12 protein-coding genes, 1 rRNA gene and 1 pseudogene are annotated in these 14,660 nt (G+C 39.2%); 9 read left to right on the top strand and 5 right to left on the bottom strand.

What is annotated here, in order from left to right; translation table 11 throughout:
• The 7 genes from rrf to B9T25_RS03140 form a co-directional block, all read left to right on the top strand.
• Positions 1-105, top strand: a 5S ribosomal RNA gene (gene rrf, locus B9T25_RS03170); the annotation flags it as partial.
• A gap of 440 nt (positions 106-545) precedes the next feature.
• Complete coding sequence (locus tag B9T25_RS03165; protein WP_086187005.1) at positions 546-1,895, top strand: MFS transporter; 1,350 nt, start codon at positions 546-548, stop codon at positions 1,893-1,895.
• 96 nt (positions 1,896-1,991) lie between these two features.
• Positions 1,992-2,792: a hypothetical protein gene (locus B9T25_RS03160; protein WP_086187004.1), complete on the top strand. Its 801-nt coding sequence runs from the start codon at positions 1,992-1,994 to the stop codon at positions 2,790-2,792.
• Positions 2,793-2,879: 87 nt separating this feature from the next.
• Positions 2,880-3,191, top strand: a complete 312-nt coding sequence (locus B9T25_RS03155) for an ankyrin repeat domain-containing protein (RefSeq protein ID WP_086187003.1) — start codon at positions 2,880-2,882, stop codon at positions 3,189-3,191.
• Between the two features lie 364 nt (positions 3,192-3,555).
• Entirely contained in the window at positions 3,556-4,737 is a 1,182-nt protein-coding gene (locus B9T25_RS03150; RefSeq protein ID WP_086187002.1) for a PQQ-dependent sugar dehydrogenase, read from the top strand.
• A gap of 196 nt (positions 4,738-4,933) precedes the next feature.
• Entirely contained in the window at positions 4,934-6,223 is a 1,290-nt protein-coding gene (locus B9T25_RS03145) for a M20/M25/M40 family metallo-hydrolase (RefSeq protein WP_228146846.1), read from the top strand.
• A 92-nt stretch (positions 6,224-6,315) separates the two neighbouring features.
• The gene (locus B9T25_RS03140) at positions 6,316-6,711 is read left to right on the top strand and encodes a tautomerase family protein (protein WP_086187001.1); all 396 of its coding nucleotides are present in this window, start codon (positions 6,316-6,318) and stop codon (positions 6,709-6,711) included.
• A gap of 259 nt (positions 6,712-6,970) precedes the next feature.
• Here B9T25_RS03140 and B9T25_RS03135 read toward each other — a convergent pair whose 3' ends face one another.
• The 5 genes from B9T25_RS03135 to ribF form a co-directional block, all read right to left on the bottom strand.
• A complete protein-coding gene (locus tag B9T25_RS03135) occupies positions 6,971-7,513 on the bottom strand; it encodes an NADPH-dependent FMN reductase (RefSeq protein ID WP_086187000.1) in 543 nt (180 codons plus the stop codon).
• Between the two features lie 142 nt (positions 7,514-7,655).
• A complete protein-coding gene (locus B9T25_RS03130; protein ID WP_086186999.1) occupies positions 7,656-8,138 on the bottom strand; it encodes an FKBP-type peptidyl-prolyl cis-trans isomerase in 483 nt (160 codons plus the stop codon).
• Complete coding sequence (gene lspA, locus B9T25_RS03125) at positions 8,131-8,673, bottom strand: signal peptidase II (RefSeq protein WP_086186998.1); 543 nt, start codon at positions 8,671-8,673, stop codon at positions 8,131-8,133. Before lspA ends, B9T25_RS03130 begins: the two co-directional genes overlap by 8 nt.
• Positions 8,666-11,512: an isoleucine--tRNA ligase gene (gene ileS / locus B9T25_RS03120; RefSeq protein ID WP_086186997.1), complete on the bottom strand. Its 2,847-nt coding sequence runs from the start codon at positions 11,510-11,512 to the stop codon at positions 8,666-8,668. The genes lspA and ileS overlap by 8 nt, the downstream gene beginning before the upstream one ends.
• Before the next feature lie 63 nt (positions 11,513-11,575).
• Positions 11,576-12,577: a riboflavin biosynthesis protein RibF gene (gene ribF / locus B9T25_RS03115; RefSeq protein WP_086187046.1), complete on the bottom strand. Its 1,002-nt coding sequence runs from the start codon at positions 12,575-12,577 to the stop codon at positions 11,576-11,578.
• A 206-nt stretch (positions 12,578-12,783) separates the two neighbouring features.
• Here ribF and B9T25_RS03110 point away from each other — a divergent pair.
• Together B9T25_RS03110 and B9T25_RS03105 are read left to right on the top strand one after the other, a co-directional pair.
• Positions 12,784-13,915 (top strand): annotated as a pseudogene (locus B9T25_RS03110) (TDT family transporter).
• A 131-nt stretch (positions 13,916-14,046) separates the two neighbouring features.
• On the top strand, positions 14,047-14,616 hold the full coding sequence (locus B9T25_RS03105) for a 5'-nucleosidase (protein WP_086186996.1): 570 nt from the start codon (positions 14,047-14,049) through the stop codon (positions 14,614-14,616).
• Positions 14,617-14,660 lie beyond the last annotated feature (44 nt).

The following is a 14,660-nucleotide window of genomic DNA, read 5'->3' as shown; positions in this document are numbered from 1 at the left end:
ATAGCAAGAGTGAACCACCTGATCCCTTCCCGAACTCAGAAGTGAAACCTCTTCGCGCTGATGGTAGTGTGGGGTTACCCATGTGAGAGTAAGTCATCGCCAGCTCATTATTCCTAAAACACCCCCAACAAGCGTTGGGGGTGTTTTTTTATCCCTGATAATATGATTATTAAGTGAAAATAGGGTAATTTAGTTCGGTTTATAGTAGATGCTCCTTGGTGAAGTGAGAGTAAATATATAAAAAACACACTTAAAATAAATTGCTAACTGTTTAGCAAAAGTGGATAAAAGTAGAAAGATTACTCTTTAAAAACATGCATAAAATAAATATAGTTAAAGTATAAAAATTATATTTTGAGAAAATAAAAAAATAAATATAAAATTTTAAAAATCAAATACTTGTAGTTTTATTTTAATATAACATCGTTGCTTATCCTTAGGTCTAATTGTTCATAAAATTTGACTTGCGTATATTGCGCCAAAATTGAATTTTACTTAAAAGTTTATGTGAAACTTCTAACAAGCACTCATGGGAGATGAGAACGATGACAACAGAAAACGTAGATATTAATTCTGTAGTCGATAAAGCGAAATTTACTCCGTTCCACTTCAATGTCGTGGCTTGGTGCTTATTGATTATTTTATTTGATGGCTATGATTTAGCGATTAATGGTGTAGTGTTGCCGCTTTTAATGCAAGACTGGGGCTTAAGCGCTGTACAAGCTGGAATGCTTGCGAGTACAGCATTGGCTGGTATGATGTTTGGCGCAATGTTCTTTGGCTCTTTAGCAGACAAAATTGGCCGTAAAAAGGTCATCATGATTTGTATTGTGTTATTTAGCGGTTTGACCTTTGCTGGTGGTTTTGCATCGAACCCGACTGAATTCGGTATTCTGCGCTTTTTAGCTGGTTTAGGCATTGGCGGTGTAATGCCGAACCTCGTTGCCTTAACTTCTGAATATGCACCCCAAAAGATGCGCAGCACACTAGTGACCACAATGTTCAGTGGTTATGCTGTGGGCGGTGTAATGGCTGCTCTATTAGGGTCATGGTTTACACCAGATTATGGCTGGCAGATTATGTTCTTTATTGCTGGTATTCCTCTTTTTTTATTGCCTTTAGTGTGGAAGTTTTTACCTGAATCTTTAGCATTTATTGTAAAAGAAAATAAACAGGAAAAGGCCCGCAGTATTGTTCGCTGTTTGGCGCCAAATCTAACGGTCAATCAGAACACAACGTTTACTTTGCCGAAGGTCGATGAACCTGAGTCTGCAAATGTTGTGAGTTTATTCCGTCGTGGCCGTACAACTAATACACTCTTGTTCTGGTTAGCATTTTTTACATGCTTACTGACGATGTATGCATTGAGCAGCTGGTTACCGAAGTTGATGATGGCTGCGGGCTACTCAATGGATAACAGTTTAATGTTCATGATGGTCATGAATGTGGGTGCTGTCGTGGGTATTGTTGGCGGTGGTGTTCTCGCTGACCGTTATCACTTGAAACCTGTACTTATGTGCTTGGGGATGATAGGTGCGATTGTAATGAGCTTGATGGGCTTCCAATCAAATCAATTCCTATTATATATCTTAGTCTTCTTGGCGGGTGCTGCATCTATTGGTTCGCAGATGCTACTTTATAGCTATGTGGCTCAGTACTATCCGCTTGCTATTCGTTCAACAGGGATTGGTTGGTCGTCTGCAATTGGTCGTATGGGGGCGATTGTCGGCCCAATTTTAATTGGTGCTTTGCTAGGTATGAATTTACCTGCTTACATTAACTTTATGGCAGTGGGTTTACCGGTTCTAATTACTGCAATTGCGGTTGCATTGATTATGCATGATGATGAGCCTGAAAAGATTGGGGCAAGCTCGACAGTGGTGGCGAAAGCTTAAAAATTTAAAGTGATAAAGAAGCCTCCAGTTATTGGGGGCTTCTTTTTTATAGGTTTGTTAAATAATATACAATGATATTTTTAATTTGGGGGATATATGACTTCAGAATTAGTAAAACTAAAAAGGCGTAAAGATGCTAAAAGTAAGCTTAAAGAAATAAATCAAAAAAGGGAAAACTATTATTTAATTCATTATTCATGTGAGTCTTTTTACGATATTAAAGATGGTAGAACACCTAGAATTACATCCATAGCAATTAGAAGTTTTGATTCAGCCCAAACACATTCATTTTCGATTCATAAAACAGCAGAGCAAAAGAAAATTGGATTTGAAAAAATCTCAGAATATTATGATGAGTTAGAAAAGGGTATGTTAAAGGAGTATTTCGAATATTTAACTACAAATAAAGGAAGTTATTATATTCATTGGAATATGAGAGACATTAACTATGGATTTCAAGCAATTGAACATCGGTTTAAAGTTTTAGGAGGAAAGCCTTATTTAGTGGATGATGATAGAAAAATTGACTTGGCGAGACTTTTAATCAGTTTTTATGGTGTTAGATATACGTCTCATGGTGATCACGGTCGATTACATAGTATCTGTGAACTGAATAAAATTAAAGGAAAGGATATGCTTAATGGTAAAGAAGAAGCACTAGCTTTTAATACGAAGGATTTTATAAAGTTACATCAATCCACGCTGAGAAAAGTGGATATTATGTCTAATTTATTAGAAAGAGTTCAGGATGGAACTCTGATAACACAAGCTCGCTGGAGCGATAAATATGGTTTTCATCCGAAAATTTTCGTAGAACTTATAACTCAGCATTGGATATGGAGCGCTATTGTAATTGTTGGTGTTATTGTGGGGATTATCTCTCCGTTTATATTATGATAAAAATATTCTTTCTGTACTTAGTATTTCACTGAGCTAATGTGCAAAGTTTATAGAATAGAAATAGGTCAAATTTAGGAATATATTATGAGACTCAACTCAATCTCCCCAATCCCTGAAAATGATGATGAACTCCATCTTCCAGAACTTGTTTATTGGGCATCTTTAGGTGACCTCGACCAAGTAGAACAAAGCCTAGTCAATGGTTCAGATGTAAATACCACTGATGATGAAGGTTATAGTGCCTTACAAGCTGCGGCTGAAAATGACAATTTAGCGGTGGTTAAGTTATTGGTGAGTAAAGGTGCAAATGTTCATTATAAAAGTGAATATAGCGCTTTAGAACTTGCCGAAATGGCTGAAAATACAGACGTTATTGCGTATTTGAAGAGTTTTTAAACTTTAAATAAAATTATTAAATAGAGATATAAAAGAAACCCCCATCATAATGATAGGGGTTTCTTTGTATTGGTTCGCTAGGTATAACTTCTGCCATACCTCACATCCTGATGTTCAAACTGATTATTATTGTTTTCATTTGGGAAACATCCTGTTTCCTAATGAGTTAAGAATAATAAAACTTCATTCGTTGGTATATACGCAAAAAGCAGCAGTCTGTGTACGTTATTTCTTACACTGTAATTTGTCTTCATTATTTTGTTTAGGATCAATAAGCTGTAGCAATTAACAATAAAAAATAGTGATTTTGAATAAATTACTTAGAATGATAATGATAGAAACTTGCATAAAAGTGGAAATCATAATGAAAATATTACGACTGAGTATGCTTACTACCGTGACTTTAATAAGCTCTTTGATTTTAATGGCGTGTAATGTACAAAGTAATTCCTCTAAATTTGAGCAAAAAACAGCGGCTGAAACAGCCAAAACAACATCTGCAAGTCGGATCAATCAAACCTATCAAGTTAAAACGATTGCACAGTTTAATGAGCCGTGGGCAATGGCATTTTTAAAGGATGGTCGCGTATTGGTGACTGAGCGTAACGGAAAATTAAAGTTATTTGATCCCAAAACAAAGCAACAAGTTGAAATTAAAGGACTACCTAAAGTGGCCTATGGCGGACAAGGTGGCTTGGGGGATATTGTATTGCATCCTCAGTTTCAGCGTAACCATTGGGTTTATATCAGCTATGCCGAAGCAGGCCGAGGTGGCTATGGTGCTGTAGTTGCACGCGGTGAGTTAGATTTGTCGGATGCTCAAAATCCACAGATAAAACACTTAAAGACCATTTGGACACAAGTGCCTAAAGTACAGGGACAAGGACATTATTCGCATCGTATTTTATTTGCTACAGATGGAAAGCTATGGCTGAGTTCAGGTGAGCGGCAGAGATTTGACCCTGCACAGGATATGAACTCTAACTTAGGTAAGATTTTACGTTTAAATGATGATGGTACACCTGCTTTAGGTAATCCATTTATAGACAGAGACGACATTGCCAAACAAGTCTGGTCGTTGGGACATCGCAATCCATTAGGTATGGCATTTGATCATCAAGGCCAGCTTTGGAGTGTTGAAATGGGGCCTAAAGGTGGCGATGAACTCAATATTATTGTCAAAGGTGAAAATTATGGCTATCCAGTGGTTTCTAATGGCGATCATTATGATGGTATAGACATACCTGATCATGATACTCGTGCAGAATTTAAAGCACCTGAAATCAGTTGGACACCTGTCATCTCTCCATCTAGTTTGATTTTTTATACAGGAAATCAATTTCCTGCATGGAAAAATAAAGCGCTTATCGGAGGTTTATCCTCAGAGTCTATAGTGGTGGTGGATACAGGGCTGAAACCAGCTAAAGAAGTACAGCGTTTAAATATGCGACAACGTATACGTGATTTACTCGAAGCTGAGGATGGATCAATCTGGGTGCTTGAAGATGGAAAAAATGCCAAATTACTGCAATTGATTGCTCAATAATTTACGTATTAAATTTTTAATAGGTTGTTTATTTTATTCATTTTTTCACTGTGTTTGTCGCTGATTTTTTTCATTTTATGCTTCAGCCTATACGATAGGCTTAAACTAAAGTTACATAAATTTGTGCTGGTAATTAGTTGAATAGTAAATTAATTTATTAAATATTTATTATGAAAAAGTACAAGGAATTCACCAAATGTTAAAAATGAAAAAAATGCCTCATCCAACAAGAGCATTGAATGTTGCTTTAAGTTTGGCTCTCATGGTAACTGCAACTGGAAGTTACGCTGCTTCTGTGCAGGAAATTAAAAAAGTCACTGAAACTCAAAAACAGAGTTACCTTGAGACATTAAAAACCTTGGTAAATATTGAGTCGGGAAGTAAAGATATTGAGGGGGTAAACCAAATTGCTAAAGTTGTTGCAGAGCGTTTAAAAAGCAGCGGCGCAGAAGTATTAGTGATTCAGCCTAGCAATATTTTTAAATTGGATGATACACCTGAGCATACAGGTCCAATGGTGAAAGGAGTGCTGAAGGGCAAAGGGAAAAGCAAAATCATGTTGATTGCTCATTTGGATACAGTTTATCAAAAAGGCATGTTAAAAAATCAGCCGTTCCATATTGATGGAAACAAAGTGTACGGTTTAGGAATTTTGGATGATAAGCAAGGTGTTGCTGCTATTATTCATATATTAGACACTTTGAAAACGTTAAAATATCAAGATTACGGTACCATTACGGTATTAGTAAATTCAGATGAAGAAATCAGTTCACCAGGGTCACGTAAATTGATTACTGAAACTGCGCAGGATCAAGATATTATTTTATCTTTCGAAGGGGGTGGTAAGGATGGTAGTTTACGATTAGCGACCAGTGGTATTGGAGCTGCTTATTTAGATATTAAAGGAAAATCTTCTCATGCAGGGGTGAAGCCTGAAGAAGGAGTCAATGCACTTACTGAGCTATCTCATCAAATTGCTCAGATGCAAGATTTATCTAACGCTAAAACAGGGTTAAAGTTAAATTGGACTGTAGCGACTGCGGGTAAAACGCGTAATGTCATTCCAGATGCAGCTTCAGCTCAGGCTGATGTACGTGCATTACGTGTTGAAGACTTTGATCAAATTGAGAAAACATTACAAGAAAAAGTAAAAAATAAAAAATTAGCAGACAGTCAGGTCGATGTGAAATTTGAAGTTCGTAGACCACCTTTAGCTGCAAATGAAAAAGCCAAAAAGCTGGCTGAAAAAGCGCAGTCTATTTATAAAAATGAGTTAAATTTATCGATGAATGTACTGACTACTGCCACAGGTGGGGGAACGGATGCGGCATTTGCTGGATTGAAATCGAAAGCTGCTGTCCTTGAAGGTATGGGATTGTCAGGTGATGGAGCGCATTCAAACAATGCAGAATATATTTTAATGGATAGTATTGTGCCACGATTATATTTGGCAACACGTCTGATTATGGATGCTTCTGGTAAGTAACTGATAGATGATTTACAGAGGCTTATATCTATAAAGATAGGTATAAGCCTTTTTAAATTTTAAAAATAACAATCTAATAAGACCATCATAAAATGCCCAACGTACAAATTGATATACGACAGCAATATCCACATGTCATTGAAATAGGGATAATAGATGCTGTGCATAAGGCTTTAAAAGAAGCATTTCAACTCCCTGAAACAGATCGCGATGTTCGTTTAGTGGTGCATGAACCGCATCGATTTTCTGTTCCGTCACATTTATTACAACCCGAACTGTTTACTGTGATCTGTATTGATTGTTTTACCGGACGATCTTTAGATACTAAACGTTATTTATATCGCTTGATTGTCGAAAAACTAAATCATTTTTTAATTCCGTCAGATCACATCAAAATTATTTTAAGAGAAAGCGCTTTAGAAAATTGGGGTATACGGGGTGGGCAAGCTGCTTGTGATGTTGATTTAGGATTTCAAGTAAATCTTTAATTAATCAATTCTGAATGTCCCAAGTATTCAATAAAAAAGCCCCGACATCCTGTCGAGGCTTTTTCATATTCGTTTTAAAGGTATAACTCCTGTCGCACCCCATCAGCTTCCTGCTGTTTATGTCTTATCGTTATTGTTTTATGTCTTCGAGACATCCTGTCTCTGTATGCATTCAATATAGCGCTATAACGAATGTGTGAAAAGGGGAGATCTTCTGCAACTGTTGTAAGCCAAAACCGACAACAAGACTGAAAAAATATCAGGCACTGACGTATTGAATCAGTTTATCTAAAATTGATGTCAGCGTTTTTTCATCAAAGTCATTGGGTTCAAATTCTTCCATTTTATTGCGTGAGAAAATGTCACGAATTTCAAGCACGGCATTACTGTCGACTAAGCCCAGTTGTGTTCCGACTTGACGGATTTGATCAATCGAACGTGATCCATTGGTGGCACCATAGCCAATATAGGCAGCGGGTTTACCTTGCCATTCTTTGCCTAAATAATCTAAAGCATTTTTTAAGGCTGGGCTGTAGCCATGATTATATTCAGGACTGATAAAAATAATGGCATCGGCTTGGGAAATTTTATCTGCCCATTCTTGTTGTTTCGGTTGATCATAAATACCCGTGATTGGAGGATGTGCACCTGAAAAAATAGGCAAGTCCCATTGTTTTAAATCGACCAGTTCAGTTTGAACGGTACTAAAATTTGCTTTTTCAATACTCCGCTGTACCCAACGTGCGACTTTAATTGCGGTACGCCCTTCACGAACACTACCAACAATAATTTGAATTTTCATATATTGAACCTATATTCTTTTTATGCAGTTAGGGTCTAAATTAATATGAATATGCAGGGCTGAATATGAGGGTTTTGTATTTTACCTAACCTAAAAAAGCTCCTGAAGGAGCTTTTTTAATGTTGTTTCAGCGAATGCTAAATTACATCATTTTGACACCTTGCTGACCCGCAGGCGTTACTTTAAAGATTTCGACTTCAAAAGTAATATCTTTGCCAGCAAGGGGGTGGTTGAAATCAATTTCAGTAATATCTTCACCGACTGATTTCACCACACCAAATAAGCTTTGTTTGGCTTTATCTTCAAATTCAATCATATGACCGACAATTGGTGTTTGTTCAAATTTAACCGTATCAAATGTTTGTATGTTTTCAGGATTCCATGGACCAAAAGCATCTTCGGGTGGAAGACTTACGGTACGACGGTCACCAGCACGTAAACCAAACAGTGCTTTTTCAAAACCAGGAAGTAAACTGCCATCGCCCATGACAAGGCTGACAGGTTCTTCACGGCTACGGGTATTGTCAATTTCTACGCCATTTTCAATAGCAACAGAAAAGTGAAGCTCTACTTTCGAACCTTCACCAATACGGGTTTCTTCATTTGGATTAATCATTTCAGTCATTTTGTTGCGCTTCAGCACGTTGAATACGTTGTTTTTCAAGGAAAAACGTATCGATAAGCAGCAAGATAGTACCAAGAGTAATGGCACTATCTGCAATATTAAAAGCAGGGAAGTGGCTGTTGTTGTAGTACACATGAATAAAATCGACCACGTAACCCAAAGCTACACGATCGATTAAATTACCAATGGCACCACCCAAAATGAGGGCAATGGCCAGAGGTAATATCACGATTTTTTTCGGCATACGCATCAGCCAAAATACAAAAATAACAGACACCAAACCAGCCAATGAAGTAAAGAAATAGCGTTGCCATCCACCTGCATCGGACAAGAAACTAAAAGCTGCGCCATAGTTATGTAGCAATGTCCAATTTAAAAAGGGCAGTACCGGCACAGGATCTGCATAATTCAGATGTGTCGTTGCAATCCACTTGGTCCATTGGTCGAGAATAATCGCGACAATGGATAAAGCCACCCATATTAAATTGTGTGGGTAGAACTGAAATAAGCCCTTTTTCGGTTGTGGATTAGGCATATTTTCTCTCTTCGCCTTGACCTGTAGGAAGGTTGATAATACAACGAGAACAAAGACCTGGATGTTCAAGATGTGTATTTACATCTGGAAGAACATGCCAGCAACGTGCACATTTTTCACCTTCCGCAGCAGATACCTTCACACGTAAACTTTCAAGATCTGTTGCTTCACCTTGTGCTTCATCAAAGGTATTGACCATGACCGTTGAAGTAATCAGGACGAAACGAAGCTCATCATTTAACTGATCCAGTACTGTTTTGAGCTCAGCACTGGCCCAAAGTTCAACTTTGGCAGATAGGTTTGAACCAATTAATTTGGCATTACGTGCAGCTTCAATTTGCTTGTTCACTGCAGATTTAACCGCAATCATGGTTTGCCAATCGGCTTCTGAAATCAGGTTCGCAGTTGAAGCAACAGGAATGTCATACCATTCTGTGGTGAACACGTATTTTTCGGTTTGACCCGGAATTAACGGCCAAGCTTCTTGCGCAGTAAAGGTCAAAATAGGTGCCATCCAACGAACAAAGGCTTGTACCAAGTGATACAACGCAGTTTGTGCAGAATGACGCGCTTGAGAATCTGCTTTGGTGGTGTACTGACGGTCTTTGATGATGTCTAAGTAGAAACCACCCAAGTCATTGATACAGAAGTTGGTCAATGAACTTGCCACGATATGGAAGTTCATATCTTCATACGCTTGTTGAATGGTTTTTTGTACTTCAGCCGCACGTTGCAAGATGTATTGATCCAGTGCAATCAATTGATCGACTGGCAAGGCATCTGTCGCAGGTGTGAAACCATTCAGGTTTGCCAACAAGAAACGCAAGGTGTTACGAATACGACGGTAGCCGTCTGATGCACGGTTAAAGATTTCTTTACCTGCGGTCATTTCATAACGATAGTCTGAAGATGCAATCCAGAAACGTAAGCCGTCTGCACCCATATCTTTAATAATGTCTTGTGGTGTGATCACGTTGCCGATTGACTTCGACATCTTACGACCTTTTTCATCCACCACGAAACCATGGGTCAATAGACCTTTATATGGTGCGCGTTTGTTGATGGCAACCGACGTTAATAACGATGACTGGAACCAACCACGGTGTTGGTCTGAACCCTCAAGGTACAAATCAGCAGGATCCGTTAAGTCTTCACGTTCACGAAGCACGGCAAAATGCGTTGTACCCGAGTCAAACCAGACATCTAAGGTGTCACGAACGGCATTGTAGTGCTGCGCATCTGCACCGATAAAATCTTTTGCTTCACGGTTATACCAACCGTCAATGCCTTCTTGCTCGATCAGTTTCGCAACTTCTTCAATCAGTTCAGGTGTACGTGGATGAAGTTCATTGGTGTCTTTATGGACGAAGAATGGAATTGGTACACCCCAAGTACGCTGACGTGAGATACACCAGTCGGGACGACCTTCGATCATGGATTGAATACGGTTTTTACCCCAATCTGGGACAAAGCTGATGTCATTTTCGATGGCATTGAGCGCATCTTGACGTAAGCCTTGATCGTCCATGCTGATAAACCACTGTGGGGTTGCACGGAAGATGATTGGTGTTTTGTGACGCCAGCAATGTGGGTAGCTATGTTTGATGGCCACATGTGCCCAAAGTTTTCCAGCTTCACTGAGTGTAGCAATAATCTGTGGATTGGCTTTATAGATGTGTTCGCCTGCAAAAATGGGTGAAGTTGGTAAATATACCCCGTTACCACCGACAGGATTATCCACTTTTAAGTTATATAGTAAGCCAACTTTATAATCGTCCACACCATGGCCGGGAGCAGTATGTACTGCACCTGTACCACTGGTTGCAATCACGTGTTCACCTAAAATGACGGGCACTTGGCGTTCAGCAATTAATGGATGTTGTAATTGTAGGTTTTCAAGTGCGCTACCAGTAAAGTCCGCAATGACTTCAACTGTAGTAAAGCCATAGCGTTCAGTGGCAGATTCAACTAAATCTTTTGCCAAAATAAAGTTTTGAGCAGCTTTTTCTGTCCCGCGTGCGGTGACTAATTGGTATTCAATATCCGCATGTAAGGCAACCGCTTGGTTGGCTGGAATCGTCCAAGGCGTTGTGGTCCAGATCACAATGTCAGTTGAATCTGCAACAGTGATACCCAAACGTGCAGATAAATCGGTTAAATCAACAATCGTAAAACCCACGTCAATCGCATCTGATTTTTTATCTTCGTATTCAACTTCCGCTTCTGCCAGTGCAGAACCACAGTCTAAACACCAGTTGACTGGTTTTAAACCTGGTTGGATATGACCTTGTTTTTGAATTTCGCCCAATGAACGCACAATGTTGGCTTCTTGCACAAAGTTCATGGTTAGGTATGGATTGTCCCAATCACCGAACACACCCATACGCACGAAGTCTTTCTTTTGTAATTCCACTTGTGTATATGCATATTCACGGCAATGTTTACGGAACGTTGCGGCATCGACTTTAACGCCGACTTTACCAACTTTTTCTTCGACTTTCAGTTCAATTGGCAAACCATGACAGTCCCAACCCGGTACATACGGTGCATCAAAACCATCCATAATGCGGCTTTTGATGATGATGTCTTTCAGGACTTTATTGACTGCATGACCGAGGTGAATTTGACCATTGGCATATGGAGGGCCGTCATGAAGCACATATTTTTTCTTGCCAATACGCGATGCACGAATCTGCTGATAAATGTTGTCGGCATACCACTCTTCTAACCATTTTGCTTCACGTACTGCGAGATTTGCTTTCATTGCAAATTCAGTACCTGGGAGGTTTAGCGTGGCTTTATAATCCACTGCATTTTCAGGAGTTTGCTTATCGCTCATGCAAGATGTCTTCCAATTTAATCAGGCTTAGGCTGACGCGTTTTACAGTAAAAAATTAGGGATTTAAAAGGGGAAATGAGGCGTGTTTTGTCGAAACTCAAGCAGTTTCTCCACATCATCATCAATTCCAGCTTTTAATGCTTCAAGCGAAGGATAGTCCTTTTCACCATGTAAATAGTTTAAGAACGTCACCCGCATTAATAGGCCATACAGATTAGCAGAAACATCAGGAAAATGTACTTCTAATCGCCATTCAGGATGTTCCTGTTTGATGGCTGGCCGTGTACCAACATGTCCTGCACCAAACAGCGCAGTGGGGTCATAAGCTGAAATTCCGAGTTTTTCAGGATTATCAGTCTTCACTTTATCTTTTAAAGATTCGGTTTCACACAATACTTCAACGCCGTAAATACCGTTTAAACAGGGTTTATGACGGTTTAGGCGCACATTGATGGTCGGGAAATTAATCGTTCGTCCAATTTGATCACCATATTGCACCCGACCTGTGATGCTATAAGGGCGACCCAATAATTGTGCTGCAAGTGCTAAATTACCCGCCTGTAAAGTTTGGCGAATGCGAGTGGAACTGACTCGTTCACCCGCTTGTTCGACGGTATTTAAGTTGGTGACGTGGAAACCATAGTGACGAAGAAATTCGCTGTTGCCCTGACGGTTTTTGCCAAAATGAAAGTCATCACCTAAAACAAGACTGTCTGCATTGAGTTTGTGTTTGAGTATTTGTGCAAATTCTTCAGCACTTAAGCTACGGAAATGATTATCAAATTTTGCGATGGCAATATAGTCGACCCCCAGTTCAGTTAGATATTCGACTTTTTCACGTAATGAACTAATTCTGGGCGGTGCTTCATAGCCTTTAAAGAATTCTAAAGGTTGCGGTTCAAAAATCATCACCAATGTTTTTAAATTTTGTGCTGTTGCGAGGTTTTTTAATTGTGCAATCATCGCCTGATGACCCAGATGTACACCGTCAAAATTACCAATGGTGACGGCAGTTTTTGGCAATTGAAAATTGGGCGCTAAAGCATTCAGGCGGAGCAGCTTCATGGGCGAATCAATAAATGAAAAATTATCAGGGCTATATATTGCCATAATCTTTAGCGTTCGTCTTGTTGTTGTGTTTTTACTCAAAAAAATTAATTAAAGATCGAGTTTGTTATCAATTAAATTGATTGAAAAAATAAAAATAAATCAATTTTTCTTATTATTGAGTGCTCGTAAAATATAAATATAGCCATTAATGAGCAACAGTGATGAAAAAGCCATTTTATCAACTTGAACAAATACAAGATATTGTTCGCCAATTTACTCCAAACTGGTTTACAGCCAGCATGGGGACAGGTGTTGTGGCCTTAATTTTACCTGAACTGCCATTTGCTCACAGCATGATGGCGCAATTGGGGGCGTCATTATGGCATTTGAATATTTTATGGTTTATGACTTTTTGTATTTTATATGGGCTACGTTGGCTGATTTATCCGACTGAAGCCAAACAGATTTTTTCTCATGCCAGTATGAGTCTGTTTTTAGGTGCCATTCCGATGGCACTTGCGACCATTATTAATGGCTTGTTCAAGTTTGGAATTCACTTATATGGTGATTGGGTGATTCAGTTGGCGCAGATGTTGTGGTATGTCGATGTATTGCTTGCGGTTGCTATTGCTTGGATTGTGCCATTTTGTATGTTCAGTCGGCAGGAGCATCAATTACATAGTATGACAGCAGTGTGGTTATTGCCGATTGTGGCCTGTGAGGTTGCGGCAACTTCTGGTGGTTTGTTGCTGCCACATATTGCGGTGGGTCAGCAAGCGGTAGGTATTTTGGTTGGGAGCTATGTGCTATGGGGTATTTCAGTATTGCCCGCTTTTGCAATTTTAACCATTTTAATGCTGCGCTTGGCACTGCATCAATTGCCAAGCAAAGAGTTGGCGATTAGCAGTTGGTTGGCATTGGGACCGATTGCTACAGGTGCATTAGCCTTGTTGGTACTGGGTGCACAAGCACCGCAAGTTTTGGCAGCTGTGAATATGCAAAGCTTAGGTGTATTTTTTCAGCAAGCAGGTATCGTGGCTAGTATGCTGTTACTGGCTTTTGCAGTGTGGTGGTTAGGTATAGCTGTTTTAACTACTTTGAAACAGGCTAAAACAGATTTGCCCTTTAACTTGGGATGGTGGGGTTTAACTTTTCCATTGGGGGGTATTAACCCTTGCAGTCTTGAATTTGGGGCAACAGATCCACGTCAGTTTTATCCAGTCTATTGCTTATGCTTTGGCGGTGATATTGGTGATGTTATGGTTGTTGGTGGTCAGTAAAACAGCACAAGGTTTTTACCGTGGTAATTTGTTCTTTTCACCGTGTTTAAAAAGCTATTTGGAACAGCAATAATTTTAATGTTCTTTTGGAGGCGAAGAATCAGTGATTCAATTCTGCTTTGAAAAAGCGGATTAAAATTTGCACCTGATGGCATTTTCTTTTCTAATGAGCACATCTTTTATCTTTATCCATGAGTAGATCACATGATTTCTGACGTGGCTTTAATTATGGCATTGCCGAATGAATCGAAAGGCTTATTTGAGCAAGCAGGGATTGATGTGCATTACAGCGGTATTGGTAAAGTCAATGCAGCATTCAAAGCCTTTGAGGTGATTCAAAAAACTGGCTGTAAAACGCTATTAAATTTGGGCACGGCAGGCAGTTCACATTTTGATGCGCATGCGTTGGTTGAAGTCATGACGTTTGTACAACGGGATATGGATGTTTCACCATTGGGTTTTCAGGTGGGCGTGACCCCGATGGATCATCATTATCCAGCTGAAATTGCCTTAGATGTGCATTTTGGACATTTAGCCCAAGGGGTTTGTGGAACGGGAGACAGCTTTGAAACAGGTCTACCGAAAGTGCCGTGTAACCTTGTCGATATGGAAGGTTATGCCTTGGCCAAAGTGTGTAAAAAGTTAGATGTACGCTTAATTTCAGTCAAATATATTACCGATGGCGCAAACGATACGGCACATTTGGACTGGGAAGAAAATTTATTATTGGGTGCACAAAAATTATTGGCACTTTATCAAAAGCATTTTGTTTAAAACCGAAATCGGTTGTTTTTATTGTTAAATTATTAGTAAGTCAT

The sequence above is a fragment of the Acinetobacter sp. ANC 4470 genome (genome assembly GCF_002135335.1).
GTDB lineage: Bacteria > Pseudomonadota > Gammaproteobacteria > Pseudomonadales > Moraxellaceae > Acinetobacter.
This window is presented reverse-complemented; position numbering and strand designations above follow the sequence as displayed.

What these genes read in the sequence shown, in the direction of transcription:
- B9T25_RS03150 (WP_086187002.1), top strand. Translation starts at nt 3,556, where the DNA reads ATGAAAATATTACGACTGAGTATGCTTACTACCGTGACTTTAATAAGC.
- B9T25_RS03145 (WP_228146846.1), top strand. Translation starts at nt 4,934, where the DNA reads ATGTTAAAAATGAAAAAAATGCCTCATCCAACAAGAGCATTGAATGTT.
- B9T25_RS03160 (WP_086187004.1), top strand. Translation starts at nt 1,992, where the DNA reads ATGACTTCAGAATTAGTAAAACTAAAAAGGCGTAAAGATGCTAAAAGT.
- B9T25_RS03135 (WP_086187000.1), bottom strand. Translation starts at nt 7,513, where the DNA reads ATGAAAATTCAAATTATTGTTGGTAGTGTTCGTGAAGGGCGTACCGCA.
- ileS (WP_086186997.1), bottom strand. Translation starts at nt 11,512, where the DNA reads ATGAGCGATAAGCAAACTCCTGAAAATGCAGTGGATTATAAAGCCACG.
- ribF (WP_086187046.1), bottom strand. Translation starts at nt 12,577, where the DNA reads ATGAAGCTGCTCCGCCTGAATGCTTTAGCGCCCAATTTTCAATTGCCA.
- B9T25_RS03155 (WP_086187003.1), top strand. Translation starts at nt 2,880, where the DNA reads ATGAGACTCAACTCAATCTCCCCAATCCCTGAAAATGATGATGAACTC.
- B9T25_RS03130 (WP_086186999.1), bottom strand. Translation starts at nt 8,138, where the DNA reads ATGACTGAAATGATTAATCCAAATGAAGAAACCCGTATTGGTGAAGGT.
- B9T25_RS03105 (WP_086186996.1), top strand. Translation starts at nt 14,047, where the DNA reads ATGATTTCTGACGTGGCTTTAATTATGGCATTGCCGAATGAATCGAAA.
- B9T25_RS03140 (WP_086187001.1), top strand. Translation starts at nt 6,316, where the DNA reads ATGCCCAACGTACAAATTGATATACGACAGCAATATCCACATGTCATT.
- lspA (WP_086186998.1), bottom strand. Translation starts at nt 8,673, where the DNA reads ATGCCTAATCCACAACCGAAAAAGGGCTTATTTCAGTTCTACCCACAC.
- B9T25_RS03165 (WP_086187005.1), top strand. Translation starts at nt 546, where the DNA reads ATGACAACAGAAAACGTAGATATTAATTCTGTAGTCGATAAAGCGAAA.